This is a genomic window from Microbacterium sp. Soil_C_42 (genome assembly GCF_057656735.1).
The window spans coordinates 129,726-156,439 of the sequence record NZ_JBDGJU010000002.1 but is presented as its reverse complement, the minus strand read 5'-3'; the positions used below and the strand labels follow the sequence as shown (position 1 = coordinate 156,439).

The following is a 26,714-nucleotide window of genomic DNA, read 5'->3' as shown; positions in this document are numbered from 1 at the left end:
GGCGGCATTCCCGGGGTTGAACGCACCTGATGCGTATCCTGGGCGGACAGACGAATCGACTGCCATGTCGATCTGAGGGGGAACTCGATGAAGCTGCACAGCCCGTTCCGCACAGCGCTTCTCGCGACGCTGGGGGTCGGCCTCGGGCTGCTGCTCATCGGAAGCATCCAGAACCTCCAGACGATCCTGCTCTACGTCGGCACGGCGCTGTTCCTGTCGCTGGGCCTGGATCCGATCGTGGCCTGGCTCGAACGCCGCAAGCTGCCGCGATGGGCGGCCGTCCTCATCACGATCCTGGGGGTGCTCGCGGTGTTCGCGGGCATCATCCTCATGATCGTGCCGATCATCGTGCAGCAGATCGGCCAACTGGTCACGACGATCCAGGACCTCGCCGACAAGGGCGAGTTCGATGATCCGGTGGGTGCGATCCAGGACTGGCTGCACGCCGTCTTCCCCGCGCTCAACGTCGATGAAGTGTGGGGCTACATCGAGGACTGGTACGCCTCGCTCGACGTCGGCGCGATCGGCTCCGAGGTCGGCGGCAGCATCATCGCGATCATCGGCGCTCTGATCGCCGGGTTCGCGGGCGCGTTCATCGTGCTGATCCTCACGATCTACTTCACCGCTTCCACGCCCAACCTGAAGCGTGCCGTCTACCAGCTCGTTCCGGCATCCAAGCGTGCCCGGTTCATGGACCTCGGCGAGCAGATCACCGACTCCGTCGGCTACTACGTCATCGGCCAGGTCACGCTCGGCCTCATCAACGGCGTGCTCAGCGCGATCTTCCTCACGATCATCAAGGCGCCGTTCCCCGCGGTCCTGGCTGTGATCGCCTTCTTCTTCTCCCTCATCCCGCTCGTGGGCACGCTCACCGGCTCGATCATCATCGTGTTCACGTGCCTCGTGGTCGGCTCCCCCACGACCGCCTTGATCGCCGCGATCTACTACCTGATCTACATGCAGATCGAGGCGTACGTGATCTCTCCGCGCATCATGGGGCGCGCGGTGGCGGTGCCAGGTGCGGTCGTGGTGATCGCCGCTCTCGCCGGCGGATCGCTGCTGGGGCTGCTGGGCGCCCTGGTCGCGATCCCCGTGGCCGCCAGCATCCTGATCATCTACCGGCAGGTCGTGATCCCGCGTCAGAACGAGCGCTGACGCTCAGCCCTCCGCGGCCGGTCCGTGCCATTCGAGGGGCAGCGGCAGGGCGTCGGGATTGACCGCCGCGACGATCTCGGTCAGCACACGGCGGGTCTGGTTCTCCCCCACCCACAGGTGCTTGCCGCCCTCGACCGGGATCACGACGGCCTCCGGGACGCTCGCGAAGCGCTGGGTCGCGGCATCCGGTCGAAGGTAGTCGTCGAACTCGGGGACGAGCACGATCAGACGGCGCTCGTCGCCCGCCCACGCCGCGACCTCTTCGTCGGTCGCGCGGTGCAGCGGCGGAGACAGCAGCACCGCGCCCTCGACGCCGTGGTCGCGGCCGTACTTGAGTGCGAGCTCGGTGCCGAACGACCAGCCTACGAACCACGGCCGCGGGAGGCCGCGCTCGCGCACGAAGTCCATCGCCGCAGCGAGGTCGAACGCCTCGGCACGACCGCCGTCGAAAGAGCCTTCGCTGGTGCCGCGCGGCGAGGTCGTGCCGCGGGTGTTGAACCGCAGCACCGCGAGATCGGCGAGGGCGGGCAGACGCCCGGCGGCCTTGCGCAGGATATGCGAGTCCATGAAGCCGCCGGCCGTCGGAAGCGGATGCAGGGTCACGAGCGTCGCGACAGGCTCGCGGGTCTCGGGCAGGGCGAGCTCGCCGACGAGGGTCAGCCCGTCGAGCGTCTCGAGCTCGATCTCCTCGCGGCGCGCGGGCAGCAGCATCGGTCCGCGGATCTCCATGTCAGGCCACCTTCCAGCAGTGCTGATGCCAATGCCGCCGGGCGGCGAGGTCCGCGGCGTCGCCCAGCACGCCGTCTGCGCGCCACGCCACCAGGTGTGCGACGCCGACGTCGATCTGCCGACCGCATCCGGGGCACGTGTACGCCTTCTGCGCCTGTGCGGCGGAGACCGGCTGCACGGTCCACTCGACACCGCGGCGCATCTCGGTGCGCTTCCAGCCCGCGACCAGGCGCTCGAAGGAGTCGTCGCCGCTCGAATCGTGTCGACGGCGGTTGGAGCGCGGCACGACTCAGTACCAGCCTGTGCGCTGCGAGTGGTCCCACGCGCCGCACGGCGAGCCGTAACGGCCGCCGATGTAGCCGAGACCCCACGCGATCTGCGTCGCGGGATTCGTCTCCCAGTCGGCCCCGGCGCTGGCCATCTTGCTGCCCGGGAGGGCCTGCGGGATGCCGTAGGCGCCGCTGCCCGCGTTGTACGCGTTGACGCGCCAGCCGGACTCCTTCTTCCAGAGCGCGACGAGGCAGGCGAACTGGTCGTCTCCCCAGCCCCGTGCCAGCACCATGTCGTAGGCGATGGCCTGCGCGCTGCCCGGGTCCGGCGTGACGAACGGAGGCCGCCATCCGCCGGATGACGACGACGTGGAGCTCGCTGCCTGGGGGGTCGGCGTCGGCGTCGGCTTCGGCTTCACGTAGACCGTGTAGTTGCCGCGGTCGAGAGCCGCGGGCTCCGGATCGGCCGCGGACTCGTCGCCGGCGCGGGACTGGACGTCATCCAGTCCGCTGGCGTAGAGCGAGACCTGCGACTCGTCGTCCGCGGCCGACTGCGCGATCGCGAGCCCGGTCGGGCCGATGTAGGCGACGACGAAGCCGAGAACAGCGAAGGCGGCGAACGCGCCGAGGACCCCACGCCGGCGAGACCAGCGCGGAGCGGGCTTGCGGGGCTGTGACGACGCCGCCGAGGGACGGGATGCTGCCACCGCGGCCGACCGCTCAGACCGGGCCGCCACCTCGTGACGTCGGGCGCGTCTGGTCGGGTTCAGCTCGTTTCCAGAAGTCACAGTGTCCCGATTCTCGCATACCGGCACGATCAGGTGCCATCCGCGGGCTCGCGCGTCTCACTTGACGGCGAGCATCACCTCGACCACGGCATCGAGCACGGCGTCGACCTGTGTCTCGCGGTAGCCCCCGCGCTGCATGCGGAACGCGACCGAGCGCACCTGTTCGACGGTGACGGAGTCGCCCGTCTCGAGGAACCGCGCGAGCTTGTCGGTGACGAGGTCGACCTCCGCGATGCGGTAGCCGTAGCGGAGCGCAGAAACGCGGTCGAAGCGGCGCTCGGCCGGCCGGGACAGGCGGTCCAGCACTTCCTGGGCGAGTTCACGGGTGTGGCCGACCCACTCCCTGGCGCCGGCGGCCGCGACGGCCGACGAGCGCTCGCGGGCGGCGAAGGCATCCTCGATGCGCCCGAGTGCGGCGTCCACCGAGGCGATGGCGTAGCCGTGGCGCACCAGCGGGAACGCGACCTGACGGATGTCGGCGGACGTGAGTGCGTCGGTGCCGCGCTCGAACGACGCGCGTGCCCGCGCGAGGAACTCGTCGACGGGCTGCTTGTCGTAGCCCTTCTCGCGCCCACGGGCTTCGGGGAAGGACGCCCGGGCGGTCGCCTGCGATTGCGTCATGATGCCACCAGCGGAGTGAAGAGGTAGTAGAGGCCCAGCGCCGCGACGACCGACAGGAGGATCGAGTCGAGGCGATCCAGGACGCCGCCGTGCCCCGGGAGCCAGGAGCTCATGTCCTTGATTCCGAGGTCGCGCTTGATCATCGATTCTCCGAGGTCGCCGACCGTGGCCGTGGCGAGGATGAGGATGCCGAACACGGCGCCCATCCACCACTCGAGGCCGAGCATGAAGAGCCCGACGAGGACGCCCGCCAGGATCGCGGCGGCAGCGGCGCCCCCGAAGCCCTCCCATGTCTTCTTCGGGCTGATCCGGGGAGCCATGGGGTGCTTGCCCATCGTGATGCCCGCGACGTACGCGCCCGTGTCGACCGCGACGGCGACGATGATGAACGACAAGACCCACCACTCACCGCCCTCCTTCGACAGCAGAACGAGCGTGAGGCTTCCGAGGAAGGCGACGTAGAGCTGAAGGAAGGTCGCGATGAGGACGTCGCCCAGCACCAGGCCGTACGCACGGCCGTCGTGCGACGCCATCTGCCCGACCAGCCGCCACACCACGACGAACGCGAGCGCGACGAACAGCAGCACCCAGTGCAGCCAGGAGTCCACGAAGTAGGCCGACAGCACGACCACCGCGCCCGCGGTGAGCTGCGGGATCAGATCGACCCGGCGACCGCTCACGATGAGAGCCCGCGAGAACTCGAAGAGCGCGAGCATCGCCGCGGCCAGCGCGAACGGCACGAACGCCCATTTGACGAACAGCAGCGACCCCAGCAGCACGAGCCCGATCGCGAGCCCGATGAGGGTTGCGACGATCAGGTCGCGCCCCGTCCGCTCCTTGATGCGCTCGTTCGCCTCCTCGAAATCGGCCCGCGCCTGTGCGACGTGGCCTTCCAACTCGCTGCGCGCCGCGCGCAGATGAGACTGCAGTGCGGGGCCCGTGTCAGGGGTCTCGGCGGCACGGCGTGCCTCACCGGCCTCGCGCCGCGTCTGCGGTGAGGAAGGCTGGTCGCTCCGCGGCGGGTCGGATGCGTCGGTCATGGGCAGACCTCAGACCTCGAGGAGCTCGGCCTCTTTGCGCTTGAGCGCCTCGTCGATGGCGTCGACGTGCGCGCGCGTGAGCGCGTCGAGCTCCTTCTCGCCGCGAGCGAGCTCGTCCTCGCCGACCTCGCCCTTCAGCGCGTCGATGTCGTCCTTCGCCTTGCGACGGATGCCGCGCACGTGGACCTTCGCGTCCTCGCCCTTCGTGCGCGTGAGCTTCACGTACTCCTTGCGGCGCTCCTCGGTGAGCTCGGGCATCGTGACGCGCACGAGGTTGCCGTCGTTCGTCGGATTCACACCGAGGTTCGGGATGTCGCGGATCGCCTGCTCGATGGCCTTCAGCGCCGACTTGTCGTAGGGCGTGATGAGGAGCGTGCGCGCCTCGGGGTTGTTGATCGACGCGAGCTGCGCGAGCGGCGTCGGGCTGCCGTAGTAGTCGACGAGGACCTTCTGGAACAGCTGCGGGTTCGCACGTCCGGTGCGCACCGTGGCGAAGTCCTCCTTCGCTGCCTCGACGGCGCGGTCCATGCGCACTCCGGCATCGGCCAAGACGTCCGCGATCACAGTGTCTCCTTCGCGTAGATGGGGCTGGTCAAGTCTATCGACGCGGGACGCGTCACGCCGTGACCAGCGTGCCGATGGTCTCGCCGAGCAGCGCCTTCGTCACGTTGCCGGCGGGCTCCATGCCGAACACGCGCATGTCCATGCGGTTGTCCATGCAGAGGCTGAACGCGGTCGAGTCGACCACCTTGAGACCCCGCTGCAGCGCGTCGAGATACGTGATGCGATCGATCAGGGTGGCCGAGGCATCCTTCTTCGGGTCCGCGGTGTACACCCCGTCGACGCCGTTCTTCGCGACGAGCACCTCCTGCGCGTCGATCTCGAGTGCGCGCTGCGCGGCGACCGTGTCGGTGGAGAAGTAGGGCAGGCCGGCGCCGGCGCCGAAGATGACCACGCGACCCTTCTCCATGTGCCGCTCGGCGCGACGCGGGATGTACGGCTCGGCGACCTGCGTCATCGAGATCGCCGACTGCACGCGCGTCGCGGCACCCGCCTGCTCGAGGAAGTCCTGCAGGGCGAGGGCGTTCATGACGGTGCCCAGCATGCCCATGTAATCGGCGCGGCCGCGGTCCATGCCGCGCTGACTGAGCTCGGCGCCGCGGAAGAAATTGCCGCCGCCGACGACGATCGCGATCTCGACGCGGTCGACAGCGGCCGCGATCTCCTGCGCGATCTGGCTGACCACGTCAGGGTTCACACCCAGCTGGCCTCCGCCGAACGCTTCGCCGGACAGCTTCAGAAGGACGCGGCGGCGCCCGGTGTTCTCGTTGATCACTGTGGTCCTCTCGTCTACGACAAACTACCGAAGGGCATGAGAAAAGGCCCGCACCGGCTTGCCGATGCGGGCCTTCTCAAAAGGTCAGGCGCCGACCTTGTAGCGGGCGAAGCCCGTCAGGGTCAGGCCGGCGTCCTTCGCGACCTGCGCGACCGACTGCTTGTTGTCCTTCGCGTAGTCCTGGTCGAGCAGCGAGACCTGCTTGAAGAACGCGTTGACGCGGCCCTCGACGATCTTCGGGAGGGCGGCCTCGGGCTTGCCCTCGTTGCGGGAGATCTCGGTGACGATCTCGCGCTCCTTCTCGACCTCGGCCTCGGGGACCTCGTCGCGCGACAGGTACGACGGGTTCGCGAACGAGATGTGCTGTGCGAGGCTGCGCGCCGTCTCGGCGTCGTCGCCCGAGTAGGCGAGGACGACCCCGACCTGCGGCGGCAGGTCCTTGCTGGTCTTGTGGAGGTAGATCTCGAACTTGTCGCCCGAGAGCGTGTTCACGCGACGCAGCTCGACCTTCTCGCCGATGATCGCGGCCTCGTCCGAGATGAGCTCGGCGACCGTCTGGCTGCCGGCGGACGCGGCGAGGGCGGCCTCGGCCGAGTCGGCGTGCGCGGCGGCTGCGGCGTCGAGGACCTTCTCCGCAAGAGCGATGAAGCGCTCGTTCTTCGCGACGAAGTCGGTCTCGGTGTTGAGCTCGATGATCGTGACCTGACCGTCGACCTCCTTGGCCGCGACCAGACCCTCGCTCGTGGAGCGGTCGGCGCGCTTGGCGTTGCCCTTCGCACCCTTGAGGCGCAGGATCTCGACGGCCTTCTCGAGGTCGCCGTCGGCCTCCTCGAGCGCCTTCTTGGTGTCGACCATGCCCGTGCCGAGCTGCTCGCGCAGCGTCTTGATGTCAGCGATCGTGAAGTTTGCCATGGGTGGCTGCTCCTTGAATTGGTGAGTTCTCGTGGATGCCTCGGCGGGACCGTCCGGACCGTTCGATCAGGGCGATCCCGCCGGGGCGGAGTGTGTGTGAGCCTTACTCGGCGGAGGTCGCCTCAGCGGCCTCGGCGCCCTCGGCGGTTTCGACAGCCTCAGCGGCCTCGGCGCCCGCCTCGTCGGCGGCCGACTCGGTCGCGACGGTCTCGACCTCGGCGACGTCGGTCACCACGGCCTCGTCGGAGGGCGCAGGCTGCTCGAGCAGCTCGCGCTCCCAGTCGGCGAGGGGCTCCGCGTCAGCGGTCTCGTCGGTGGGCTGGTGGCGCTGGATCAGGCCCTCGGCGGCGGCGTCGGCGATGATGCGCGTGAGCAGGCCCACCGAGCGGATCGCGTCGTCGTTGCCGGGGATCGGGTACTGGAACTCGTCCGGGTCGGCGTTGGTGTCGAGGATGCCGATCACCGGGATGCCGAGCTTCGACGCCTCGTCGATCGCGAGGTGCTCGCGCTTGGCGTCGACGACCCAGATGGCCGAGGGGGTCTTCTGGAGGTTGCGGATGCCGCCCAGCGACTTGTGGAGCTTGTCGAGCTCACGCTTCTTGAGGAGGAGCTCCTTCTTGGTGAAGCCGCTCGCAGCCGGGTCCTCGAAGTCGAGCTCCTCGAGCTCCTTCATGCGCGCGAGACGCTTCGACACGGTCGAGAAGTTGGTGAGCAGACCGCCGAGCCAGCGCTGGTTGACGTAGGGCTGACCCACGCGGGTCGCCTGCTCGGCGATGACTTCCTGCGCCTGCTTCTTGGTGCCGACGAAGAGGATGGTGCCGCCGTGTGCGACCGTCTCCTTGACGAACTCGTACGCCTTGTCGATGTACGTCAGCGACTGCTGCAGGTCGATGATGTGGATGCCGCTGCGCTCGGTGAGGATGAAGCGCTTGACCTTCGGGTTCCACCGGCGGGTCTGGTGTCCGAAGTGGACGCCGCTGTCGAGCAGCTGGCGAATGGTGACGACGGCCATGGCCGTTCTCCTGTTCCGGCGCGTGCGCGCCTGTTGCGGTTGTTCTCGCGCCGGCTCGTGGCCGGCGTGGCCTGGTGCCCGGCTCATTCCCGCCTCGCGCTCGCTCGGAAGCGTTCGCAAGGACCGTTGGGGATGGATGCCGCGCCACGCCCTTCGTCAGACTCGGGGCTTGCGGCGCTATGGGCACGCGGAGTCACCCCGACATGCGGAGTGCACAGTCAGTGTATCAGGAGCGACCGGGCCGCTCCTCCTCCCCCGGTGGCCGATCGCGCGGCTTGTCCACGGGTGTCGGTGCCGCAGATCCGCCGCGTGCCCGGCATGGTCACGGTGGGATCATGACTCGATCCGTTCCCTCGCGCCGGCGCGGATTCCCTCGCGTGTGGTGCCGTCGCACCCTGGGCGCGATCGCCCTCAGCGTCCTTCTTGCGGTCGCACCCTCTGCAGCGCGGGCCACCGCCGTCCGGGAGCTTTCGCCGGTCGCCGACGGCGGGGCGGTGTCGCTCGCACGGGACTGGACCTGGCCGGTGCACCCGTTCCGGCTCGTGCGCCCCTTCGTCGCACCGCCGCACGAGTATGGCCCAGGTCACCGGGGAATCGACCTGCTGCCGTCAGGAGACGGCGTGGTGCGCGCCCCGGCACCAGGCGTTGTGGCGTTCTCCGGACAGGTCGCAGGGCGCGCAGTGATCACCGTGGACCATGGCGACGGCCTGGTGTCGACACTCGAGCCGGTCGACCCCGAGCTCCCGGCCGGGACGCCGGTCGAACGATCCACTCCCCTGGGCACGATCTCGGCCGGAGGACACGCCGAGCTCGGCGCTGTGCACTTCGGCGTCCGACTGGACGGTGCGTACATCAACCCGCTCGTGCTGCTGGGCGGGGTGCCGCGGGCCGTGCTCCTCCCGTGCTGCTAGGTGCCCCTCAGGCCCGCGGGTGCGCGAGGCGGTAAGAGGCAGCCAATCGCTCGCTGGAGACGTGGGTGTAGATCTGCGTGGTCCCGAGGCTCGCATGGCCCAGCATCTCCTGGACGGCGCGGAGATCTGCGCCCCCGTCGAGGAGGTGGGTCGCCGCCGAGTGGCGCAGTGCGTGCGGTCCCACCTGCGCCCCGAGCTCGGGCCCGAGTTCGCGCGAGACGAGGTCGTACACCGCACGGGGGCCGATCCGACCGCCCCGGGCGCCGAGGAAAAGGGCCGGCAAGGGCAGGTCGTCCGCGCGTCTGGCGAGGAGCGACGGTCGGCCGCGAACGATGTAGGCGTCGACCGCCCGGAGCGCCGGCAGCCCGAACGGCACGACCCTTTCCTTCGATCCCTTTCCGAGGACCCGAACCGTGCGTCGGTCGCGGTCGAGGTCGTCGATGTCGAGCCCGCAGAGCTCGGAGACACGTACGGCCGCTCCGTACAGCAACTCGAGGATGGCGTGATCGCGCAACGCGACCGGGTCACCCTCGGCGGCGGCGGATGCCAGCCGATCGAGCACCCCGCTGAGGGTCTCCGCAGTCGCGACCTTGGGAAGCGTCTTGCCGCGCTTGGGGGCGATCAGGCGAAGGCTCGGGTCGGCCGGGATCGCGCCGGCCTCGGTCGCCCAGGCGAAGAGGCCGCGGACGGCTGCCGTGCGCCGCGCGATCGTGGCGCGGCTGTCGCCGCGCTGGACGGCGTGCCAGAGCCAGTCGCGGAGGTTCTCGAGATCGACGGCGATCAGGTCGATGTCGCCGCAGGCGGTGGCGAGTCCTTCCAGATCGGAGCGATAGGCCCGCACCGTCGCCGGAGACAGGCGGCGCACCTCCGCGAGGTGACGCAGGTACGCCGCCGCTGCCTCGTGCATGTCCATGCGTCCAGCTTGCTCCCGCGCATGCACGCGGCGGTGCTGCGACGCACCCGAAGAGGCGCCGCCGTCCGTCGATCATGCTCCGACTCGCGGCAGCCGCCATCCCTCGATCCCCGACTCGACCGCTCCCTCGAGCGCCAGCAGCCCGAGGATCGACTCCACGACGTCGGCCGACATCCCCGCGCGTTGCGCGATCGTGCGGGGGTCGAGCCACACGCGGGTGCTCATGGCATCCTTCACGCGGGTAGCGTCCCCGGTGTACGTCCCGCCGGCGCCAGGTGCGGCATCCATCGGCCCTCCCATCCCCAGCAGCTCGCGCACATCATCCGCACTCGTGATGCACTGGGCACCGTACTCCCGGATGAGCCGGTGCGTGCCTGCCGACGTCGCGGAGGTGATCTGGCCCGGGACGGCGCCGAGCGGGCGCGACAGCGTCGCGGCATGGCCCGCGGTGTTGAGCGAGCCGCTGCGCCACCCGGCTTCCACGACCACCGTGGCGGCCGAGAGCGCGGCGATCAGGCGGTTCCGCTGCAGGAAGCGCCACTTCGTCGGCGCCGAGCCGCATGCGACCTCGCTCGCCACGACACCTCGTCGGGCGATGTCGTCGATCAGCTGCGTGTGGCCCGCGGGATATGCGCGGTCGGCGCCGCCCGCGAGCAGAGCGACGGTGAGCCCGCCGGCGAGAAGGGCGGCCCGGTGCGCTGCGCCGTCGATGCCGTAGGCCCCGCCGGACACCACGGCGATGCCGCTGCCCGCCAGGTCGGCGGCGAGCTCCCTCGCCACGTGGTCGCCGTAGTGGGAGGCGGCCCTGGCGCCGACGACGGCGACGGATGCCTCGAGTCGGCGCAGCGCCGAAGCGTCACCTCGCACCCACAGGCACAGCGGCGCATGCGCGCCGAGGTCGTCGAGCTGAGTCGGCCAGTGCGGATCACCGCGCGTGAGCAGTGTCACGCCCCGTGCCGCCGCCGTGGCCAGGGACTCGGCCGCCGCGCCCGCCGACAGTCGCGGAAGCCAGCGCCCCCGCCCCTCGGCGAGCTCCTTCGGTGTGACTTCGGACAGCTCCGCGCCCGCCAGCACGGCTTCCAGCGCCGCGACGGGGCCGCGCGCGCCGATGATGCGGCCGGCGACGGAATCGCCCGGCTCGATGAGCAGGCACCAGACAGCCGTCGCATACCGTGCCCGAGCCTCGTCCGCGTCGTACTCGATGCCCGCGGGCGACAAGGCGCGTCGGGCGGAGTCGGCGCTCAGGTCGAATGCGATCACAGCGCGATCCCCTTCTTCAGGTACAGAGCGCGCCCGACATGCTCCGCCCCGAGCTGGGCGCGGCCCTCGATATCGGCCAACGACCAGGCCACGCGCAAGACCCGGTCGTACGCCCGCAGCGTGAGCGCTCCGCGGTGGAGTGCGGCGTCGAGCGGGCGGCGCACGACCGGGGACGGCGCGGCCGGTCCCTCGCGCAGCCACGTTCCCGGCACGTCGGCGTTCACCTTCCACGGCGTCTCGGACAGGCGGTGGCGCGCGCGTGCCCGCGCATCGGCGACCTGCGCTCGCGCGCTCTCGGTCGAGACCGTGGGCCCGGTGCCGCGCTGCGCCACCGCGACGCGCGTCAGCGTCAGCTCGATGTCCATGCGGTCCAGCAGCGGTCCGGACAGCCGGCCGAGATAGCGGCGGATCGCTGCCGGTGGACACGTGCACGTGCCGCCGCGGATGCCGTAGTCGCCGCAGGGGCACGGGTTCGTGGCGAGCACGAGCTGGAACCGGGCCGGATACTCGGCGTGCGCGCCCGCGCGGTCGATCGTGATGGCGCCGGACTCGAGAGGCTGGCGCAGGGCGTCCAGCGCACTGGCGGCGAACTCGCCGGCCTCGTCGAGGAACAGCACACCCTCGCTCGCGCGCGCGATCGCCCCCGGACGCACCACTCGGGAGCCGCCGCCGACCAGGGCGGCGACGCTCGCACTGTGGTGCGGGGCGACGAACGGCGGGGTGCGAGTGAGCTCGACCACCCGGGAGCCGGCGAGGCTCCGAATGGAGGCCGCAGCCAGCGCCGCGCGGTCGTCGAGTTCGGGGAGTATGCCGGGCAGCCTCCGTGCGAGCATCGTCTTGCCCGCCCCGGGCGGCCCGCACATCAGCAGGTGATGACCGCCCGCCGCTGCGACCACGAGCGCCTCCACGGCGTCGCGCTGGCCGATCACCTCCGCGAGATCCAGCGAGGGCTCGGGCGCCTCCTCGTCGTCCGGGAGACCGACCGGTTCGTCGTCGGTGACGTCGACGTCGCCGCCGTGCCAGGCGATCACCTGTGCGAGGTTGACGGCGGCGAGGACCTCGACGCCCTCCACCAGTGAAGCCTCCGGGCCGTTGGCGTGGGGAACCACGACTCGTCGATGCCCCGCTCGCCGAGCGGCGACCACGGCCGGAAGCACCCCCGGCACCGGCCGGAGGCGACCGTCGAGCCCGAGCTCGCCGATGTGGACCGCCGACGCGACAGAGACCGCGTCCATCGAGGTCTCGGTGGCGAGGGACGCCACGGCGATGGCAACGTCGAATCCGGAGCCCTGCTTGGGCAGACTCGCGGGCGACAGATTGACCGTGAGGCGTCGCCGCGTGAGCGGCGTGCCGGTGTTCGCGCAGGCGTTGTGCACGCGCTGGACCGACTCGCCGAGAGCCTTGTCGGGAAGCCCGATGATGCGGAAGTCCGGCTGCTGATTCGAGAGGTCCGCCTCGACTTCGACGCATTCACCCTGGGCACCCACCAGGGCGACGGCCCATGTGCGTGCGATCTTCACGGCACCTCCACGTCGACGAGGTGCTCCAAACGCGCCGTGCGAGGATCGGCGCCGATGAGGCCGACCGCGTCGATGCGCAGCCGCCGTCCCTGCACGAGTTCGCGGTGTGCGCTCGCCCACGCGATCGAGAGGCGCCAGAGCCTTCCCCGCTTACGTGCGTCGATCGCCTCGAACGGGTGCCCGAACCCCTCATCCCGCCGCGTCTTGACCTCGACGACGACCACCGCCGAGCGATCGGCGACCACGAGGTCGATCTCGCCGTCGCGACACCGCCAGTTGCGCGCCAGGACAGTGAATCCCTGTGCCTCGAAGTACCGGGCGGCGCGGTCCTCGCCCGCTCGCCCGAGGACGTCTTTATGTGCCATTCCGGCATCGTCGCGCGCGAGTGCCGGCGCGCGGGCGCCGGGCCGCGGCATCCGTTCAGAACTCGCGGCGAGTGCCGGAATCGGAGGACTGGGGAGGAGGCGTCAGGCCCGCTCAGGTGTCGAGCGAGAGCTCTTCGGGCAGATGGAAGTCACGGCGCGACAGCTCTTCGACGTTGACGTCCTTGAAGGTCAGCACGCGCACCGCCTTCACGAAACGGTCGGCGCGGTAGATGTCCCAGACCCAGACGTCGGACATCGAGATCTCGAAGTAGAAATCGTGCTCGGTGTCGCGGCGCACGACGTTGACCTCGTTCGCGAGGTAGAAGCGCCGCTCCGTCTCGATCACGTACTGGAACTGCGAGACGACATCGCGGTACTCGCGGTACAGAGCGAGTTCGAGCTCGCGGTCGTAGTCTTCGAAGACCTCGTCATCCATGGTGCATCCATCCTATGGGCGCGAACGGGTGCCTCGACCCGCCTGCGTGTGCCGAACGCTAGAAGAGCGTCGGCGCCTCGGCGATCGACCACGAGGCCCGGTGGTGGGGGCTGATGCCATGCGTGCGGATGGCTTCGCGGTGGTCGGGGCTCGCGTAGCCCTTGTTGCGCGCCCAGTTGTACGCGGGAAGCTCGTCATGCAGCTCGGTCATGAGGCGGTCGCGTGCGACCTTGGCGATGACGGATGCCGCGGCCGCCGACGCGCAGTCGCGGTCGGCCTTGATCACCGGGCGCACGGTGAGCCCCCACTCGCCCGCTGGACGGATGTAGTCGTAGTTGCCGTCGAGGATGACGATGGCGTCCTCCGGCACGACGCCGTGCGCGCGCAGATCCGCGATGGCGCGGATCGAGGCGAGCCCGAGTGCGCGCATGATGCCGATCTCGTCGATCTCCTCGGCGCTGGCCCACCCGACGGCGCTTGCGGCGACCCACGAGGCCGCGCGTGCCGCGACGTCGGCGCGCTTCGGTTCGGGCACGAGCTTCGAGTCGCGGAGCCCCTGCGGGATGCGTTTGCGCGACCGTGGGGCGTCCACGACCGCCGCGCCGACCGCGACCGGACCCGCCAGCGCCCCTCGCCCCACCTCGTCGCACGCGATGACGAGCGTGTGCTCGCGCAGGAGCCGACGCTCGAGCGTGAGGCGGGGCTCGGCGACGGTCACTTCCCGCCGCCCTCCGGCTCCGCGTCGGGCACCCCGGCGAACACCTCGTGGTGGAAGTCCAGCAGGCCGAACCGGTCGAATGGCCACGTCACGAGAAAGGCGCGGCCCACGAGGTTGTCGATGGGCACGAATCCCTTGCCCGGCTGATCGGTGTTGTACCGCGAGTCCTTCGAGCGGTAGCGGTTGTCGCCGAGCACCCAGAGGCTGCCCGCGGGGACCGTGACGTCGAAGGGATCGCCCGAAGCGGCGGTCTCCCCCGCCGGCAGCTTGACGTACGCGCTCTCGTCGACCGGGACGTCGTTGACGGTGATCTGCCCGATGGCGTTGCAGCACACGACGTGGTCGCCGGGAACCCCGATGATGCGCTTCACGAGATGGTCGTCGCTGTCGGGCGCCGCGAGGCCGACCAGCGACAGGACCCACTCGACACCCTCGACGACCGGAGGACGCGCCGGGGCCGTGCTGGGCGGCAGCCAGCCGCCCGGATCCTGGAACACGACGATGTCGCCGCGCTCGTAACCGCCGAAGCGCGGCGTGATCTCGTCGACGAGGATGCGGTCCTTGACGTGGAGGGTGTCCTCCATCGACCCCGAGGGGATGTAGAACGACCGGACGAGGAACGTCTTCACCACGAGCGAGACGAGGACGGCGATCAGGATGATCACGACGACATCGCGCAGGAACACCAGCCAGCCCCGACGACGCGGCTGAATGGTCGCAGCGGGCTCGGGCCGGGGCGCCGGCTCGGCCGGAGCCGACTTCTCGGTCGTCATGAGTTCCTTCACGGGTGCCGACGGTCGCGGCGACCCGCCTTCAAGGGTCGCACACTCCGGTCCTTCCGGAGAACGGACGAAGCCCCGGACCTTCCGGTCCGGGGCTTCGTGTCAGCGCTGCGGGGAGAGCGTCAGTTGCTCTCGCGCTTCTCCTTGATCTTGGCCTTCTTGCCACGGAGGTTGCGCAGGTAGTAGAGCTTCGCGCGACGCACGTCACCACGCGTCACGACCTCGATGTGGTCGATGACCGGGGAGTGCACCGGGAAGGTGCGCTCGACGCCGACCTGGAAGCTGATCTTGCGGACCGTGAAGGTCTCGCGCACCCCGTCGCCCTGGCGGCCGATGACGACGCCCTGGAAGACCTGGATACGCGAGCGGTTGCCCTCGGTGATGTTGACGTGCACCTTCACGGTGTCGCCGGCGTTGAAGGCGGGGATGTCGGAGCGGAGCGAAGCCGCGTCGACGGCGTCGAGGATCTGCATGATCGTCTCTCTCTGCGACCGCCACAGGTCGATCGCGGGAAGGATAGTAAGGACTGGGTGTGCCGCAGGCCTCCGGCTGACGCCGTACAGCTGGTTCCCCTGAGGCAGAACCGGTCAGGGCACAAACAGCCATTCTGCCATGGATGGCGCACCCGGCCAAACCGCGTCAGCTCCCGGGCGGAGTCCGCTTCTCGGAGATGACGATGACTTCGCGCGGAGCAGCCTCGGGCGCATCGGTCTCCGCGGGGATGTACGCAAGCCCTTCGGAGGTGTGCAGGACGAATCGCGAGGGCCGCGCCTCGCTCCACAGCTGCCACAGCTCGAGCCAGAAGAGGCCGACGCCGACGAGGATCGCCACCACCATGACGGGCGCCCACCACGCCTCGGCGAAGAAGCCGAGCGAGATGACGAGCAGGTGCCACACGGTGAACCCGAGCACGTCCCACCAGGAGACGGCGCGATGAGCCCGCACCGTCCCGCGCGCCCGCACCAGCACGGTGAGGAGCAGCTGCCACAGGAAGACGCCCGGTATGGCGAGGAACAGCACCCAGAGGAACGCCCAGCCGCCCGTGTTGAACACGGCCCATCCGACCAGGAGCCACAGCGGCAAGAGGAAGGCCGCCGGGATCAGCCAGCCGAAGAATGCACGACGCAGCCACATGCCACCGATGCTACGCCCGCGCACGACCGCCGTGGTCCGCTTCCGCGCGCCGCGGAGCATCCTCCCAGCCCCGCGCGTACGGGTCAGACAGAATGGAGGGGAACGAGAGGATCCCCCACATGATCGAGTTGCGCACGCCTGCCGAGATCGAGGCGATGAAGCCCGCAGGGCGATTCGTCGCCGAGACGCTCGCGACGCTGCGCGACGAGACCAAAGTGGGCACGAACCTCCTCGCGATCGACCGGCGCGCGCACGACCTCATCCGCAGAGCGGGCGCCGAGTCGTGCTACATCGACTACCACCCGTCGTTCGGCGCCCGTCCCTTCGGGAAGGTCATCTGCACCTCGGTGAACGACGCCGTGCTGCACGGACTCCCCTTCGACTACGCACTGCGCGACGGCGACCTCGTGTCGCTCGACTTCGCGGTCTCGGTGGACGGGTGGGTGGCCGACTCCGCGGTCTCGTTCGTCGTGGGATCCCCGCGCGACGAGGACCTGGCGCTCATCGACACCACCGAGCGTGCACTGGCCGCGGCCATCGGCGCGGCGACGGTGGGCAACCGCATCGGCGACATCTCGGCGTCGATCGCCGCGGTGGCCCACGCCGACGGCTATGCGATCAACACCGACTTCGGCGGCCACGGCGTCGGCAGGATCATGCACGGCGACCCGCACGTGCCCAACGACGGCAAGGCCGGGCGTGGCTACCCGCTCCGCGCGGGTCTCGTGGTCGCCCTCGAACCGTGGTTCCTGCAGACCACCGACGAGCTCGTGACCGACCCCGACGGCTGGACGCTGCGCTCGGTCGACGGCTCCCGTGGCGCCCACGCCGAGCACACCGTCGCGATCACCGAGGACGGCCCCGTCGTGCTCACCGACCGGTCCTGGCTCGGCGTCGCCTGACTCCGTGCACCTGACCGGTCCGGTCAGGTGCGCAGCTCCGCGCGGGGGGCGTGCGCGGGCGTCCCGGCGCCGGCGAGTGCGGCGAGCGATGCGGCCACCGAGTGATCGACCTCACGCTCGACCCGCGGGTGCTCGCTCAGAACGATGAGCGACTTCGCCGCGAGGCGCAGGGTGTCTCCCGGCTCGATGAGCGCCGAGTCTGCGCGCTCGCCCGCCGTGTCGATGACGACCTCCCAGTCGGGGCTGAACTCGACCACCGGGATGCGGAAGTCGATGATGTCGTCGCCGGCGTTGAAGAGGACGATGAAGTGGCGGTCGCGGATCGGATCGCCGCGCCGGTCCTTCTCGCGGATGCCCTGACCGTTGAGGAACACGCCGACCGCACGTCCGAAGCCGGACTCCCAGTCGTCCGGCTGCATGAGACTCCCATCGGGGCGCAGCCAGGCGATGTCCTGAATCGGAACGCCCGCGTCGCGGCGCACCGGCCGGCCCTCGAAGAACCGGCGACGGCGGAAGGTGGGGTGGTCGCGCCGCAGCCGGCTCATCGCCGCGGTGAATTCGAGCAGCGGGCGGTCCGCAGCATCCCAATCGATCCACGTGGTCTCGTTGTCCTGCGCATAGCCGTTGTTGTTGCCCTGCTGCGTGCGACCGAGCTCGTCGCCGTGCAGCAGCATGGGCACGCCCTGGCTGAGCATGAGCGTCGCGATGAAGTTGCGCTGCTGACGGGCGCGCATGGTCAGCACCGCGGGGTCGTCGGTGGGGCCCTCGACGCCGAAGTTGTCGGAGCGGTTGTCGTCGGCGCCGTCGCGGCCGTCCTCGCCGTTGGCCTCGTTGTGCTTCTCGTTGTACGACACGAGATCGCGCAGCGTGAAACCGTCGTGGGCAGTGACGAAATTGACGGATGCCACGGGCCGCCGCCCGGAGTGCTCGTAGAGGTCGCTCGACCCGGTGAGCCGCGAGGCGAACTCGCCGAGCGCCTGCGGCTCACCGCGCCAGAAGTCGCGGACGGTGTCGCGGTACTTGCCGTTCCACTCGGTCCACTGGGGCGGGAAGTTGCCCACCTGGTAGCCGCCGGGACCGACGTCCCACGGCTCGGCGATGAGCTTCACCTGCGACACCACCGGATCCTGCTGGACCAGTTCGAAGAAGGTCGACAGGCGGTCGACGTCGTAGAACTCGCGCGCGAGCGCGGAGGCGAGGTCGAAGCGGAAGCCGTCGACGTGCATCTCGAGCACCCAGTACCGCAGCGAGTCCATGAGGAGCTGGAGCGAGTGCGGATTGCGCACGTTGAGGCTGTTGCCGGTGCCCGTGTAGTCGGTGTAGAACCGCTTGTCGTCGTCGAGCTTGTAGTACGCGGCGTTGTCGATGCCCCGCATCGACAAGGTCGGCCCGAGGTGATTGCCCTCGGCCGTGTGGTTGTACACGACGTCGAGGATGACCTCGATGCCCGCCGCGTGCAGCGCGCGCACCATCCCCTTGAACTCCTGCACCTGCTGACCACGGTCGCCGGTCGCGGCGTAGCGGTTGTGCGGGGCGAAGTACGAGATGGAGTTGTAGCCCCAGTAGTTGGAGAGCCCCTTCTCCTCCAGCACCGCGTCGTCGACGAACTGGTGCACCGGCATGAGCTCGATCGCCGTCACCCCGAGCTTCGTGAGGTGCTCGATGATCGCCGGGTGCGCGACGGCGCTGTACGTGCCGCGCATGTCCTCCGGGATCGCGGGATGGCGCTCGGTGAGTCCGCGGACGTGCGCCTCGTAGATGAGCGTCTCGGAGTACGGAGTGCCGGGCCGGCGGTCGCCCGCCCAGTCGAAGAAGGGATTGACGACGACGCCCTTGATCATGTCGGCGGCGGAGTCCTCGTCGTTGCGCGAGTCGGGATCCCCGAACGTGTAGCCGTAGACCGATTGTCCCCACGTGACCGCGCCTTCGACGGCCTTCGCGTAGGGGTCGAGGAGCAGCTTGGCCGGATTGAAGCGCAAGCCGTTCGCGGGATCGTACGGGCCGTGGACGCGATAGCCGTAGCGCTGGCCGGGCTGGACGTTCGGCACATACGTGTGCCATACGAACGCGTCGACCTCCACGAGGTCGAGGCGCGTCTCTGCACCGCGTTCGCCGAACAGGCAGAGCTCGACGCGCTCGGCGCCCTCGCTGAACAGCGCGAAGTTCGTGCCGCTGCCGTCGAACGTCGCTCCGAGTGGATAAGCCGATCCCGGCCAAGTGTGCACGAATCTTCTCCTCGCGGTCGGGTCGCTTCACCCTATCGGAGCAGCTTCGCGCAACCGCGCGCAGGCCTTCGGGTCGCGGCATCCGTTTCCGCTCTTCTCACTTCTGCGGGCCGGCCGGTGTGACCGAAACGTTCGCTCGGGGTAACCGCCCGTGGTCCGGGGGTGAAACACCGTGCTCGTAGCGTCAGCGTCACCGAGACGTCTGCCCCCCGAGGAGGAGCCATGGCCCACCGCGACCGTGTCAACAGCCGGAAACATGACGCTGACGCTGCTGCAACATCACCGGCGTACGGTGACGACATGAGCGAGACCCCTGCCCTCGGCACCCACGTGGTGATCGTCGGCGCGGGCATGGTCGCGCACCGCTTCGTCGAGAGCCTGCTCAGCCGGGCAGGCGAAGAGTGGCGCATCACGCTCATCGGCGAAGAGGAGCGTCACCCCTACGACCGCGTCGGCCTCACCGGGTTCTTCGCCGGTGCCTCGGCCGAGGACCTCGAGCTCGAGCGCGCGGTGCTCGACGACGAGCGCGTGCGGTTCCTCCGCGGCGAGGCCGTCACCCGCATCGACCGCGCGGCACGACGTGTGACGACCCGCAGCGGCACGAGCCTCGCCTACGACCGGCTGATCCTCGCGACAGGCTCCTACGCCGCTCGCCTCGCGGTCGACGGCTTCGGTCTCGAAGGCTGCTTCGTCTATCGCACGCTCGACGACGTCGAGAAGCTCGAGGAGTTCGTCCAGCGCCGCTCGGCGGAGCTCGGAAGGCCCCTCGTCGGCACGGTGATCGGCGGCGGACTCCTCGGACTCGAGGCCGCAGGCGCCCTCCAGGGACTCGACGTCGACTGCACCGTGGTGCAGTCCTCCGACCGGCTCATGTCGGCGCAGCTCGACCTTCCCGCAGGCAACGCCCTGCGTCGACTCATCGAGTCGCGCGGGATCGCCGTGAAGACCGAAGCCGTCACCACCCGTCTCGACCCCGATCGCTCGGGGCAGGTGACAGGCCTCGAGTTCCGCGACGGCACGTACGCGCGCACCGACGTCGTGGTCTTCACGGTCGGCGTGCGCCCGCGCGACGAGCTGGCGCGGGGCGCCGGCCTCGACGTGCACCCCCGCGGCGGCGTGCTGATCGACGCCGGCTGCCAGACCTCCGATCCCCGTGTGCTGGCAATCGGCGAGGTCGCCAACTACGACGGCATGTGCGTGGGGCTGGTCGCGCCGGGCTATGCGATGGCAGAAGTCGCCGCCACCCGACTGCTCGGGGGCGACGCATCGTTCCCCGGCTACGACCTGTCGACAAAGCTCAAGCTGTCGGGCGTCGACGTCGCCAGCTTCGGCGACGCCTTCGCCGAGACGCCCGGCGCGCTCGACGTCACGTACGCCGACCCGGTGGCCGGCGTCTACAAGAAGCTCGTGCTGTCGGACGACGCGAAGACGCTGCTCGGCGGCATCCTCGTGGGCGATGCGTCGGCCTACGGCTCGTTGCGTCCGCTCGTCGGCGGGGCGCTCGGCGGCGACCCCGCCGCCTACCTCATGCCCGAGGGCGGCGTCGCCGCGCCCACCGGCGACCTCCCCGACGAGGCGCTCGTGTGCTCGTGCAACAGCGTCACGGCGGGCGCGATCCGTCACGCGGTGCACGAGGAGGGCTGCACGGATGTCGCGGCCATCAAGTCCTGCACCAAGGCCGGGGCGGCATGCGGCTCGTGCGTGATGATGGTCAAGAAGATCGTCGGCACCGAGCTCGCCAAGTCGGGCGCTGCACTCAGCAACGCGATCTGCGAGCACTTCGACATGTCGCGTCGCCAGCTCTTCGACGCGGTGCGCGTGTCAGGGCTCACGACCTTCAGCGCCGTCATCGAGCGCTTCGGGTCCGGCCGCGGCTGCGACATCTGCAAGCCTGCGCTCGCCAGCATCCTGTCGACGCTCGTTCGCGGGCACGTGCTGGAGGGCGAGAACGCCACCCTGCAGGACACCAACGACCACGTCATGGCCAACCTGCAGAAGGACGGCAGCTACTCGGTGGTCCCCCGCATCCCCGGCGGCGAGATCACTCCGGAGGGACTTCTGGTCATCGGCCAGGTCGCGAAGGACTTCGGCCTCTACACGAAGATCACCGGCGGACAGCGGATCGACATGTTCGGTGCGCGCCTCGAGCAGCTTCCCGAGATCTGGAAGCAGCTGGTGGACGCGGGCTTCGAATCCGGCCACGCGTACGGCAAGTCCCTGCGCACCGTGAAGTCGTGCGTCGGCTCGACGTGGTGCCGTTACGGTGTCCAGGACTCGGTCGGCATGGCGGTGCAGCTCGAGCTGCGCTACCGCGGTCTGCGCTCCCCGCACAAGATCAAGCTCGGCGTCTCCGGCTGCGCGCGCGAGTGCGCGGAAGCGCGCGGCAAGGACGTGGGCGTGATCGCCACCGAGGCGGGCTGGAACATGTACGTCGGCGGCAACGGCGGCTTCACGCCCCGCCACGCCGTGCTGCTCGCCGAGGGGCTCAACGACGACGAGCTCCTCACGGCGATCGACCGCTTCCTGATGTACTACATCTTCACCGCCGACCGCCTGCAGCGGACCGCGCCGTGGTTCGAGGACCTGGACGGCGGGATCGAGGGCCTCCGCGAGGTCATCTTCGACGACAGCCTCGGCATCTGCGCCGACCTCGACGCCGCGATGGCGGCCCACCTCGACTCGTACGAGGACGAGTGGAAGGCGACCCTCGAGGATCCCGAGAAGCTGCGCCGGTTCGCGTCGTTCGTCAACGCCCCGACGACGCCCGACCCCTCGCTGGCCTACACCGCCGAGCGTGGCCAGCCCCGACCCGCCACCGAGCAAGAGCGCGCCGACTCGCGCGTGCTCATCGCCGGAACGACCCTGGAGGTGCGCCGATGACCCTCGTCGACCCGCAGACGGCCGAGTACACCGCTCCCGACGGCTGGGTGCGCGTATGCGCGCTCGACGACCTCGAGATCGAGCGCGGGCGCGCCGCCCTCCTCGGGGGAACGCAGATCGCGCTGTTCCTGCTCCACGGGCCCGACGGCTCGACGGGCCGCGTGCACGCCGTCTCGAACCTCGACCCCTACAGCCACGCCCACGTCATCTCGCGCGGCATCGTCGGCACCCGCCAGGACGTCCCCACGGTCGCCTCGCCGATGTACAAGCAGGTCTTCGATCTGCGCACCGGCGTCTGCCTCGACACGCAGGGCAAGGAGCCCAAGAACCTGCACGTCTGGCCGGTGACCATCGACGACGGGCATGTCCTGGTCCGCTGGGAGGGCGAGCGATGACGGGGCGCGCGAAGACCGCTGTCGGGCGCGTCGACCTCATCGGCGGCGGCCCCGGTCCGATCGACCTGCTCACCCTGCGCGCGTGGCGCCTGCTGACGCGCGCGGAGGTCGTCGTGATGGACCGGCTCGGTCCGACCGACATCCGCGACCACGTCGGCCCCGACGTGGAGATCATCGACGTGGGCAAGCTTCCCGGCCACCACCCGGTTCCGCAGGACGAGATCAACGAGATCCTCGTCGACCGCGCCCGTGCCGGCAAGCGCGTCGTGCGCCTCAAGGGCGGCGACCCCTTCGTCTTCGGCCGCGGCGGCGAGGAGGTGGCGGCCTGCCTGGCGGCCGGCATCCCCGTCGACGTCGTGCCCGGCATCTCGAGCGCCGTCGCTGTGCCGCAGGCGGCCGGCATCCCGATCACCCATCGCGGTGTCGCGGGAGCGGTGCACATCATGAACGGACCGTCCGAGGTGACCGAGGCCACGCTCGCGGCCCTCCGCGACGACAGCGTGACGACGGTCATCCTGATGGGAGTCGGAGCACTGCCCCGCATCGTCTCGGACGCCCTCCACGCCGGCGTCCCCGCGGATCGCCCCGTCGCCATCGTCGAGCGCGGCCACCACCGCGACCAGCGCACGACGCGCAGTACCCTGGGGTCGGTCGTCGTCGATGCCGGCCTCGCCGGCGTGCGCAACCCCGCCGTCATCGTGGTCGGCGAGGTGGCCCGCGCCGGGCTGCTGCTTCCCGACCCCCAACTGGCAGGTGACATCGTCCTTTGAGCTCCACCCCACGCCCCACCCTCTCGGCCGCACTCGACGGCTGCACGATCGTCATCGCCGTCGATCGTCGCTCCTCCGAGCTGGCCGCTGCGCTCGAGCGTCATGGCGCTCACGTGCGCCACGCGCCCGCGCTGACGATCGTCCCCCACATCGATGACGACGCCCTCATCGCCGCGACGCGCGAGCTGATCGCGCGTCAGCCCGATGTGGTCGTCGCAACGACGGGCGTGGGCTTCCGTGGCTGGATGGAGGCCGCCGACGAAGCCGGACTGCTCGACGACCTCCACGCCGCGCTGTCCCGCGCCCAGATCGTCGCACGCGGCCCGAAGGCGCGCGGTGCGATCCAGCAGGCTGGTCTCACGGCAGACTGGGTGGCGGAGTCCGAGACCTCTGCCGAGCTGGGCGAGTACCTGCTCGCAGAGGGCGTCGCCGACCGGCGCGTGGCGGTGCAGCACCACGGCTCGGGCGCGGACGGCCTCGACGAGCTGTTCGAGGGCGCGGGCGCCGACGTGGTGAGCCTCACCGTGTATCGCTGGGGTCCTCCCCCGGACCCCGCCGCGGTCTCGCGCTCCGTCATCGCCGCGGCACAGGGCGAGGTCGACGCCGTGCTCTTCACGTCCGCCCCCGGCGCCGCCGAGTGGATCACCGCGGCACGGAACGAAGGCGTGCTCGACGAGATCGTCGACCGCGAGGCGGAACGACGCCTGCTCATGGCCGCCGTCGGCCCCATCACCGCAGGCCCGCTCCAGGACGCGGGCCTTCAGCCGCTGATCGCAGAGCGGGGTCGACTCGGCTCGCTGGTGCGGGCCGTCGTCACACACTTCGGCGGGGGCGGAGCGGCGTCGCTGCCGACCTCTGCGGGCCGGCTCGAGCTGCGCAGCACGGGCATCGTGCTGGACGGCCGGCACATCCCGCTGTCGCGCAGCGCCACCGACATCGTCGCTGCGCTGTTCGACGCGCAGGGCGGTGTCGTGTCGCGGCCTCGGCTGCAGGCGGCGCTGCCGCGGTCCGGCGAGAACACGCACGCCGTCGAGATGGCCGTCGCGCGACTGCGCGAGTCCCTGGGCGTCCCCGACCTGGTGAAGACCGTCGTCAAGCGCGGCTACCGGCTCAACGTGATCGAACCCGCCTGACGCCTCCTCGGCGATCTCGCCGGGGCCACGGCATCCGCCTCAGGCCGCAGGATCGGTCTCGCTCAGCAGGTCCGGACGATGCGCCCGCGTGCGTTCCAGGCTCTGATCGTGCCGCCACGCGGCGATCGCGCCGTGGTTGCCGCTGAGCAGGACCGCAGGCACGTCGAGCCCCCGCCATTCGGCGGGCTTCGTGTAGCTCGGGTACTCGAGCAGACCGAGCTCATGCGACTCCTCGACGAGGCTCTCGGGGTTGCCCACGACGCCCGGGATCAGCCGGGACACCGCCTCGATCACGGCCATCGCGGCGACCTCTCCCCCATTGAGCACGTAGTCGCCGAGGCTCACCAGCCTCACCCGCCCTCGCGCCGAGTAGTGGTCGACGACGCGCTGGTCGATCCCCTCGTAGCGTCCGCAGGCGAACACGAGGTGCTTCTCGCCGGCGAGCTCCCGGGCCAGCGGCTGCGAGAACAGCTCGCCGGCCGGCGACGGCACCAGCAGCACCGCGTCGTCGCTCAGCACCTCGTCGAGCGCCTCGCCCCACGGCTCGGGCTTCATCACCATTCCGGCGCCCCCGCCGTACGGGGTGTCGTCGACGGTGCGATGGCGATCGTGGGTCCAGTCCCGCAGATCGTGGACGTGCATGTCGAGGATGCCGCGGTCACGGGCTTTCCCGATGAGCGAGACGCCGAGCACGTCGAAGAACGTCGGGAAGATCGTGACGATGTCGACGCGCATGCCTTCGAGTCTAGAAGCCCCGCGTGTTTCCGACGTGTGACAGGGCGTCCACCTCGGGCGACCGCATCCGTGATCGAGAAGTGACGGAGAGGTAACCGCGCGAGCAGTCGGGCGGAAACACCGCCTTCCTAGCGTGGAGACACACTCACCCCCAGTGTGTGCTCACCTTCAGGGAGGCGCCATGACCACGACCGACACCCCGTCGATGACGGATACCGCTGCTCCATCCCGCACCATCGCACCGGCCGACGCGCCGGTCACCCTCACGCATCGCCCCGGCCGCTGGATCGACGGCTGGAACGCCGAGAACCCGGCGTTCTGGGCGGCGTCCGGCCGCGCCATCGCCAGACGCAACCTCGGCTGGTCGATCTTCGCCGAGTTCCTCGGGTTCATCATCTGGCAGCTGTGGAGCATCGTCGTCGTGATGCTGCCCGCCGCCGGCTTCCAGCTCACCAGCTCCGAGTCGTTCTGGCTCATCTCGCTGCCCAGTCTCGTCGGCGCGACCCTGCGCTTCCCGTACACGTTCATGGTCGCGATCTTCGGTGGCCGCAACTGGACGATCGTGTCGGCGGCGCTGCTGCTGATCCCCGCGACACTGCTCGGCATCGTCGTGTCGAACCCCGAGACCCCATTCGGCGTGCTGCTGCTCGTCGCGGCGCTCGGCGGCGTCGGCGGCGGCAACTTCGCGAGCTCGATGGCGAACATCACCTACTTCTTCCCGCAGAAGGAGAAGGGCTGGGCCCTCGGTCTGAACGCCGCCGGCGGCAACCTCGGCACCTCGGTCGCCCAGTTCGCCGTGCCGATCGCGGTGACCATCGGCGCCGGCGCGACCCTCAACATCTCGCTCGCCGGCTGGATGTGGATCCCGCTCATCCTGCTCGCGATCTTCGGCGCCTGGCGCTACATGGACAACCTGTCGTCGGCGAAGGCGGACTTCGGCAGCTCCGCCGCGGCACTGCGCGAACCGCACCTGTGGGTCATGGCGCTGCTCTACATCGGCACCTTCGGCTCGTTCATCGGGTTCGCGAGCGTCTTCCCGAAGCTCATCGCCGACCAGTTCCCCGAGTTCTCCACGCTCCAGGTCGGCCAGGCGGCGGTCTCGCTCGCGTTCCTCGGCGCGCTCGTCGGCTCGCTCGCGCGCCCCTACGGCGGCCGTCTCGCCGACCGCTTCGGCGGCGCACGCGTGACGGTGTGCGCCTTCTCGGTGATGGCGCTCGGCGCGCTCGCTCTGGTCTGGACGCTGCCGATGCACAACTTCGTCGTCTTCCTCGCGTGCTTCCTCGTGCTGTTCGCGGCCACCGGCATGGGCAACGGGTCCACCTACCGCATGATCCCGAGCATCTTCGCCGCGCGCTCGCAGGCGCGGGGCTACGAGCCCGGCACGCCGGAGGCCACGAAGATGATCCGCAAGGCGGCTGCGGCGCTCGGCCTCATCTCGGCGATCGGCGCGTACGGCGGGTTCCTCGTGCCCCAGGTGCTCAACGCCTCCCAGCTCGCCACCGGCGGCTACCAGGCCGCGTTCTACGGCTTCGTCGCCGCGTACGTGGGGCTCCTGCTGCTCACGGTGTTCGTGTACGTGATCCCCCGGGCGTCGCTGGCGAAGCAGCGCATCTGACCGCACCTGCTCTGACGGAGAGCGGATGCCTCGACCCGAGGCATCCGCTCTTCTGCGTGTCCGTCCGCATCGCCGTCGACGGAGTCCGTTCGCCACCTGTGCACGCGAAACGCGCCGATTCGCGTGCACAGGCGACGAACACAGCGGAGGCGACCGCG

General features: G+C 70.1%; 28 protein-coding genes. 8 read left to right on the top strand and 20 right to left on the bottom strand.

The features are described 5' to 3' along the window. Nucleotides 1-87: 87 nt before the first annotated feature. On the top strand, nucleotides 88-1,155 hold the full coding sequence (locus tag AC3A46_RS02360; RefSeq protein WP_487663631.1) for an AI-2E family transporter: 1,068 nt from the start codon (nucleotides 88-90) through the stop codon (nucleotides 1,153-1,155). 3 nt (nucleotides 1,156-1,158) lie between these two features. On the opposite strand, the gene AC3A46_RS02355 is transcribed toward AC3A46_RS02360, so the two are convergent. The 9 genes from AC3A46_RS02355 to rpsB form a co-directional block, all read right to left on the bottom strand. Further along, complete coding sequence (locus AC3A46_RS02355; protein ID WP_487663630.1) at nucleotides 1,159-1,884, bottom strand: alpha/beta hydrolase; 726 nt, start codon at nucleotides 1,882-1,884, stop codon at nucleotides 1,159-1,161. A gap of 1 nt (nucleotide 1,885) precedes the next feature. Further along, on the bottom strand, nucleotides 1,886-2,170 hold the full coding sequence (locus tag AC3A46_RS02350) for a hypothetical protein (RefSeq protein ID WP_487663629.1): 285 nt from the start codon (nucleotides 2,168-2,170) through the stop codon (nucleotides 1,886-1,888). Nucleotides 2,171-2,173: 3 nt separating this feature from the next. Beyond that, a complete protein-coding gene (locus AC3A46_RS02345) occupies nucleotides 2,174-2,941 on the bottom strand; it encodes an aggregation-promoting factor C-terminal-like domain-containing protein (protein ID WP_487663628.1) in 768 nt (255 codons plus the stop codon). A gap of 57 nt (nucleotides 2,942-2,998) precedes the next feature. Continuing rightward, entirely contained in the window at nucleotides 2,999-3,562 is a 564-nt protein-coding gene (locus tag AC3A46_RS02340) for a DivIVA domain-containing protein (protein WP_487663627.1), read from the bottom strand. Beyond that, on the bottom strand, nucleotides 3,559-4,602 hold the full coding sequence (locus tag AC3A46_RS02335; protein WP_487663626.1) for a phosphatidate cytidylyltransferase: 1,044 nt from the start codon (nucleotides 4,600-4,602) through the stop codon (nucleotides 3,559-3,561). Before AC3A46_RS02335 ends, AC3A46_RS02340 begins: the two co-directional genes overlap by 4 nt. 9 nt (nucleotides 4,603-4,611) lie before the next feature. Continuing rightward, entirely contained in the window at nucleotides 4,612-5,166 is a 555-nt protein-coding gene (frr, locus tag AC3A46_RS02330) for a ribosome recycling factor (RefSeq protein WP_045297881.1), read from the bottom strand. A gap of 52 nt (nucleotides 5,167-5,218) precedes the next feature. After that, entirely contained in the window at nucleotides 5,219-5,938 is a 720-nt protein-coding gene (pyrH, locus tag AC3A46_RS02325; RefSeq protein WP_487663625.1) for a UMP kinase, read from the bottom strand. Between the two features lie 84 nt (nucleotides 5,939-6,022). Then, nucleotides 6,023-6,850: a translation elongation factor Ts gene (gene tsf / locus AC3A46_RS02320; RefSeq protein WP_056367517.1), complete on the bottom strand. Its 828-nt coding sequence runs from the start codon at nucleotides 6,848-6,850 to the stop codon at nucleotides 6,023-6,025. 103 nt (nucleotides 6,851-6,953) lie between these two features. Beyond that, nucleotides 6,954-7,862 carry a 30S ribosomal protein S2 gene (rpsB, locus tag AC3A46_RS02315; protein ID WP_487663624.1) on the bottom strand — a complete coding sequence of 303 codons (909 nt, stop codon included), beginning with the start codon at nucleotides 7,860-7,862 and terminating at the stop codon, nucleotides 6,954-6,956. 335 nt (nucleotides 7,863-8,197) lie between these two features. On the opposite strand from rpsB, the gene AC3A46_RS02310 reads away from it, so the two are divergent. Then, nucleotides 8,198-8,773 (top strand): murein hydrolase activator EnvC family protein, encoded by a 576-nt coding sequence (locus AC3A46_RS02310; protein WP_487663623.1) that lies wholly within the window; start codon nucleotides 8,198-8,200, stop codon nucleotides 8,771-8,773. A gap of 7 nt (nucleotides 8,774-8,780) precedes the next feature. Here the strand turns inward: AC3A46_RS02310 and AC3A46_RS02305 are convergent, their stop codons facing one another. The 9 genes from AC3A46_RS02305 to AC3A46_RS02265 form a co-directional block, all read right to left on the bottom strand. Then, nucleotides 8,781-9,686: a tyrosine recombinase XerC gene (locus tag AC3A46_RS02305; protein ID WP_487663622.1), complete on the bottom strand. Its 906-nt coding sequence runs from the start codon at nucleotides 9,684-9,686 to the stop codon at nucleotides 8,781-8,783. A 72-nt stretch (nucleotides 9,687-9,758) separates the two neighbouring features. After that, nucleotides 9,759-10,946 (bottom strand): DNA-processing protein DprA, encoded by a 1,188-nt coding sequence (dprA, locus tag AC3A46_RS02300; RefSeq protein ID WP_487663621.1) that lies wholly within the window; start codon nucleotides 10,944-10,946, stop codon nucleotides 9,759-9,761. Further along, nucleotides 10,943-12,466, bottom strand: a complete 1,524-nt coding sequence (locus tag AC3A46_RS02295) for a YifB family Mg chelatase-like AAA ATPase (protein ID WP_487663620.1) — start codon at nucleotides 12,464-12,466, stop codon at nucleotides 10,943-10,945. Before AC3A46_RS02295 ends, dprA begins: the two co-directional genes overlap by 4 nt. Next, the gene (locus AC3A46_RS02290) at nucleotides 12,463-12,831 is read right to left on the bottom strand and encodes a YraN family protein (protein ID WP_310247003.1); all 369 of its coding nucleotides are present in this window, start codon (nucleotides 12,829-12,831) and stop codon (nucleotides 12,463-12,465) included. Before AC3A46_RS02290 ends, AC3A46_RS02295 begins: the two co-directional genes overlap by 4 nt. Nucleotides 12,832-12,943: 112 nt before the next feature. Beyond that, nucleotides 12,944-13,267 (bottom strand): DUF2469 family protein, encoded by a 324-nt coding sequence (locus tag AC3A46_RS02285; RefSeq protein WP_045297888.1) that lies wholly within the window; start codon nucleotides 13,265-13,267, stop codon nucleotides 12,944-12,946. Nucleotides 13,268-13,325: 58 nt separating this feature from the next. Continuing rightward, nucleotides 13,326-13,985 (bottom strand): ribonuclease HII, encoded by a 660-nt coding sequence (gene rnhB / locus AC3A46_RS02280; RefSeq protein WP_487663619.1) that lies wholly within the window; start codon nucleotides 13,983-13,985, stop codon nucleotides 13,326-13,328. Continuing rightward, a complete protein-coding gene (gene lepB, locus AC3A46_RS02275; RefSeq protein WP_487663618.1) occupies nucleotides 13,982-14,758 on the bottom strand; it encodes a signal peptidase I in 777 nt (258 codons plus the stop codon). The genes rnhB and lepB overlap by 4 nt, the downstream gene beginning before the upstream one ends. A gap of 131 nt (nucleotides 14,759-14,889) precedes the next feature. Beyond that, entirely contained in the window at nucleotides 14,890-15,240 is a 351-nt protein-coding gene (rplS, locus tag AC3A46_RS02270) for a 50S ribosomal protein L19 (RefSeq protein ID WP_487663617.1), read from the bottom strand. A 166-nt stretch (nucleotides 15,241-15,406) separates the two neighbouring features. Then, the gene (locus AC3A46_RS02265) at nucleotides 15,407-15,901 is read right to left on the bottom strand and encodes an MFS transporter permease (protein WP_487663616.1); all 495 of its coding nucleotides are present in this window, start codon (nucleotides 15,899-15,901) and stop codon (nucleotides 15,407-15,409) included. 119 nt (nucleotides 15,902-16,020) lie between these two features. Between AC3A46_RS02265 and map the strand changes: the two genes are divergently transcribed. Next, nucleotides 16,021-16,803 carry a type I methionyl aminopeptidase gene (gene map / locus AC3A46_RS02260; protein ID WP_487663615.1) on the top strand — a complete coding sequence of 261 codons (783 nt, stop codon included), beginning with the start codon at nucleotides 16,021-16,023 and terminating at the stop codon, nucleotides 16,801-16,803. Between the two features lie 23 nt (nucleotides 16,804-16,826). Here map and glgX read toward each other — a convergent pair whose 3' ends face one another. Further along, entirely contained in the window at nucleotides 16,827-19,028 is a 2,202-nt protein-coding gene (glgX, locus tag AC3A46_RS02255) for a glycogen debranching protein GlgX (protein WP_487663614.1), read from the bottom strand. A gap of 300 nt (nucleotides 19,029-19,328) precedes the next feature. Here glgX and nirB point away from each other — a divergent pair, with 300 nt between their 5' ends. From nirB to AC3A46_RS02235, 4 genes are read left to right on the top strand one after another with little or no spacing between them, the layout of a single operon-like run. Continuing rightward, complete coding sequence (nirB, locus tag AC3A46_RS02250; RefSeq protein ID WP_487663613.1) at nucleotides 19,329-21,908, top strand: nitrite reductase large subunit NirB; 2,580 nt, start codon at nucleotides 19,329-19,331, stop codon at nucleotides 21,906-21,908. After that, nucleotides 21,905-22,303: a nitrite reductase small subunit NirD gene (gene nirD / locus AC3A46_RS02245; RefSeq protein WP_487663612.1), complete on the top strand. Its 399-nt coding sequence runs from the start codon at nucleotides 21,905-21,907 to the stop codon at nucleotides 22,301-22,303. The genes nirB and nirD overlap by 4 nt, the downstream gene beginning before the upstream one ends. After that, entirely contained in the window at nucleotides 22,300-23,073 is a 774-nt protein-coding gene (gene cobA, locus AC3A46_RS02240) for a uroporphyrinogen-III C-methyltransferase (protein WP_487663611.1), read from the top strand. The genes nirD and cobA overlap by 4 nt, the downstream gene beginning before the upstream one ends. Further along, nucleotides 23,070-24,206 (top strand): uroporphyrinogen-III synthase, encoded by a 1,137-nt coding sequence (locus AC3A46_RS02235; RefSeq protein WP_487663610.1) that lies wholly within the window; start codon nucleotides 23,070-23,072, stop codon nucleotides 24,204-24,206. Before cobA ends, AC3A46_RS02235 begins: the two co-directional genes overlap by 4 nt. 39 nt (nucleotides 24,207-24,245) lie before the next feature. Here the strand turns inward: AC3A46_RS02235 and trmD are convergent, their stop codons facing one another. Further along, nucleotides 24,246-24,941 carry a tRNA (guanosine(37)-N1)-methyltransferase TrmD gene (trmD, locus tag AC3A46_RS02230; protein ID WP_487663609.1) on the bottom strand — a complete coding sequence of 232 codons (696 nt, stop codon included), beginning with the start codon at nucleotides 24,939-24,941 and terminating at the stop codon, nucleotides 24,246-24,248. Between the two features lie 181 nt (nucleotides 24,942-25,122). On the opposite strand from trmD, the gene AC3A46_RS02225 reads away from it, so the two are divergent. Next, nucleotides 25,123-26,556, top strand: coding sequence for an MFS transporter (locus AC3A46_RS02225; protein WP_487663608.1), 1,434 nt, complete (start codon nucleotides 25,123-25,125; stop codon nucleotides 26,554-26,556). The last annotated feature ends 158 nt before the right edge of the window (nucleotides 26,557-26,714 follow it).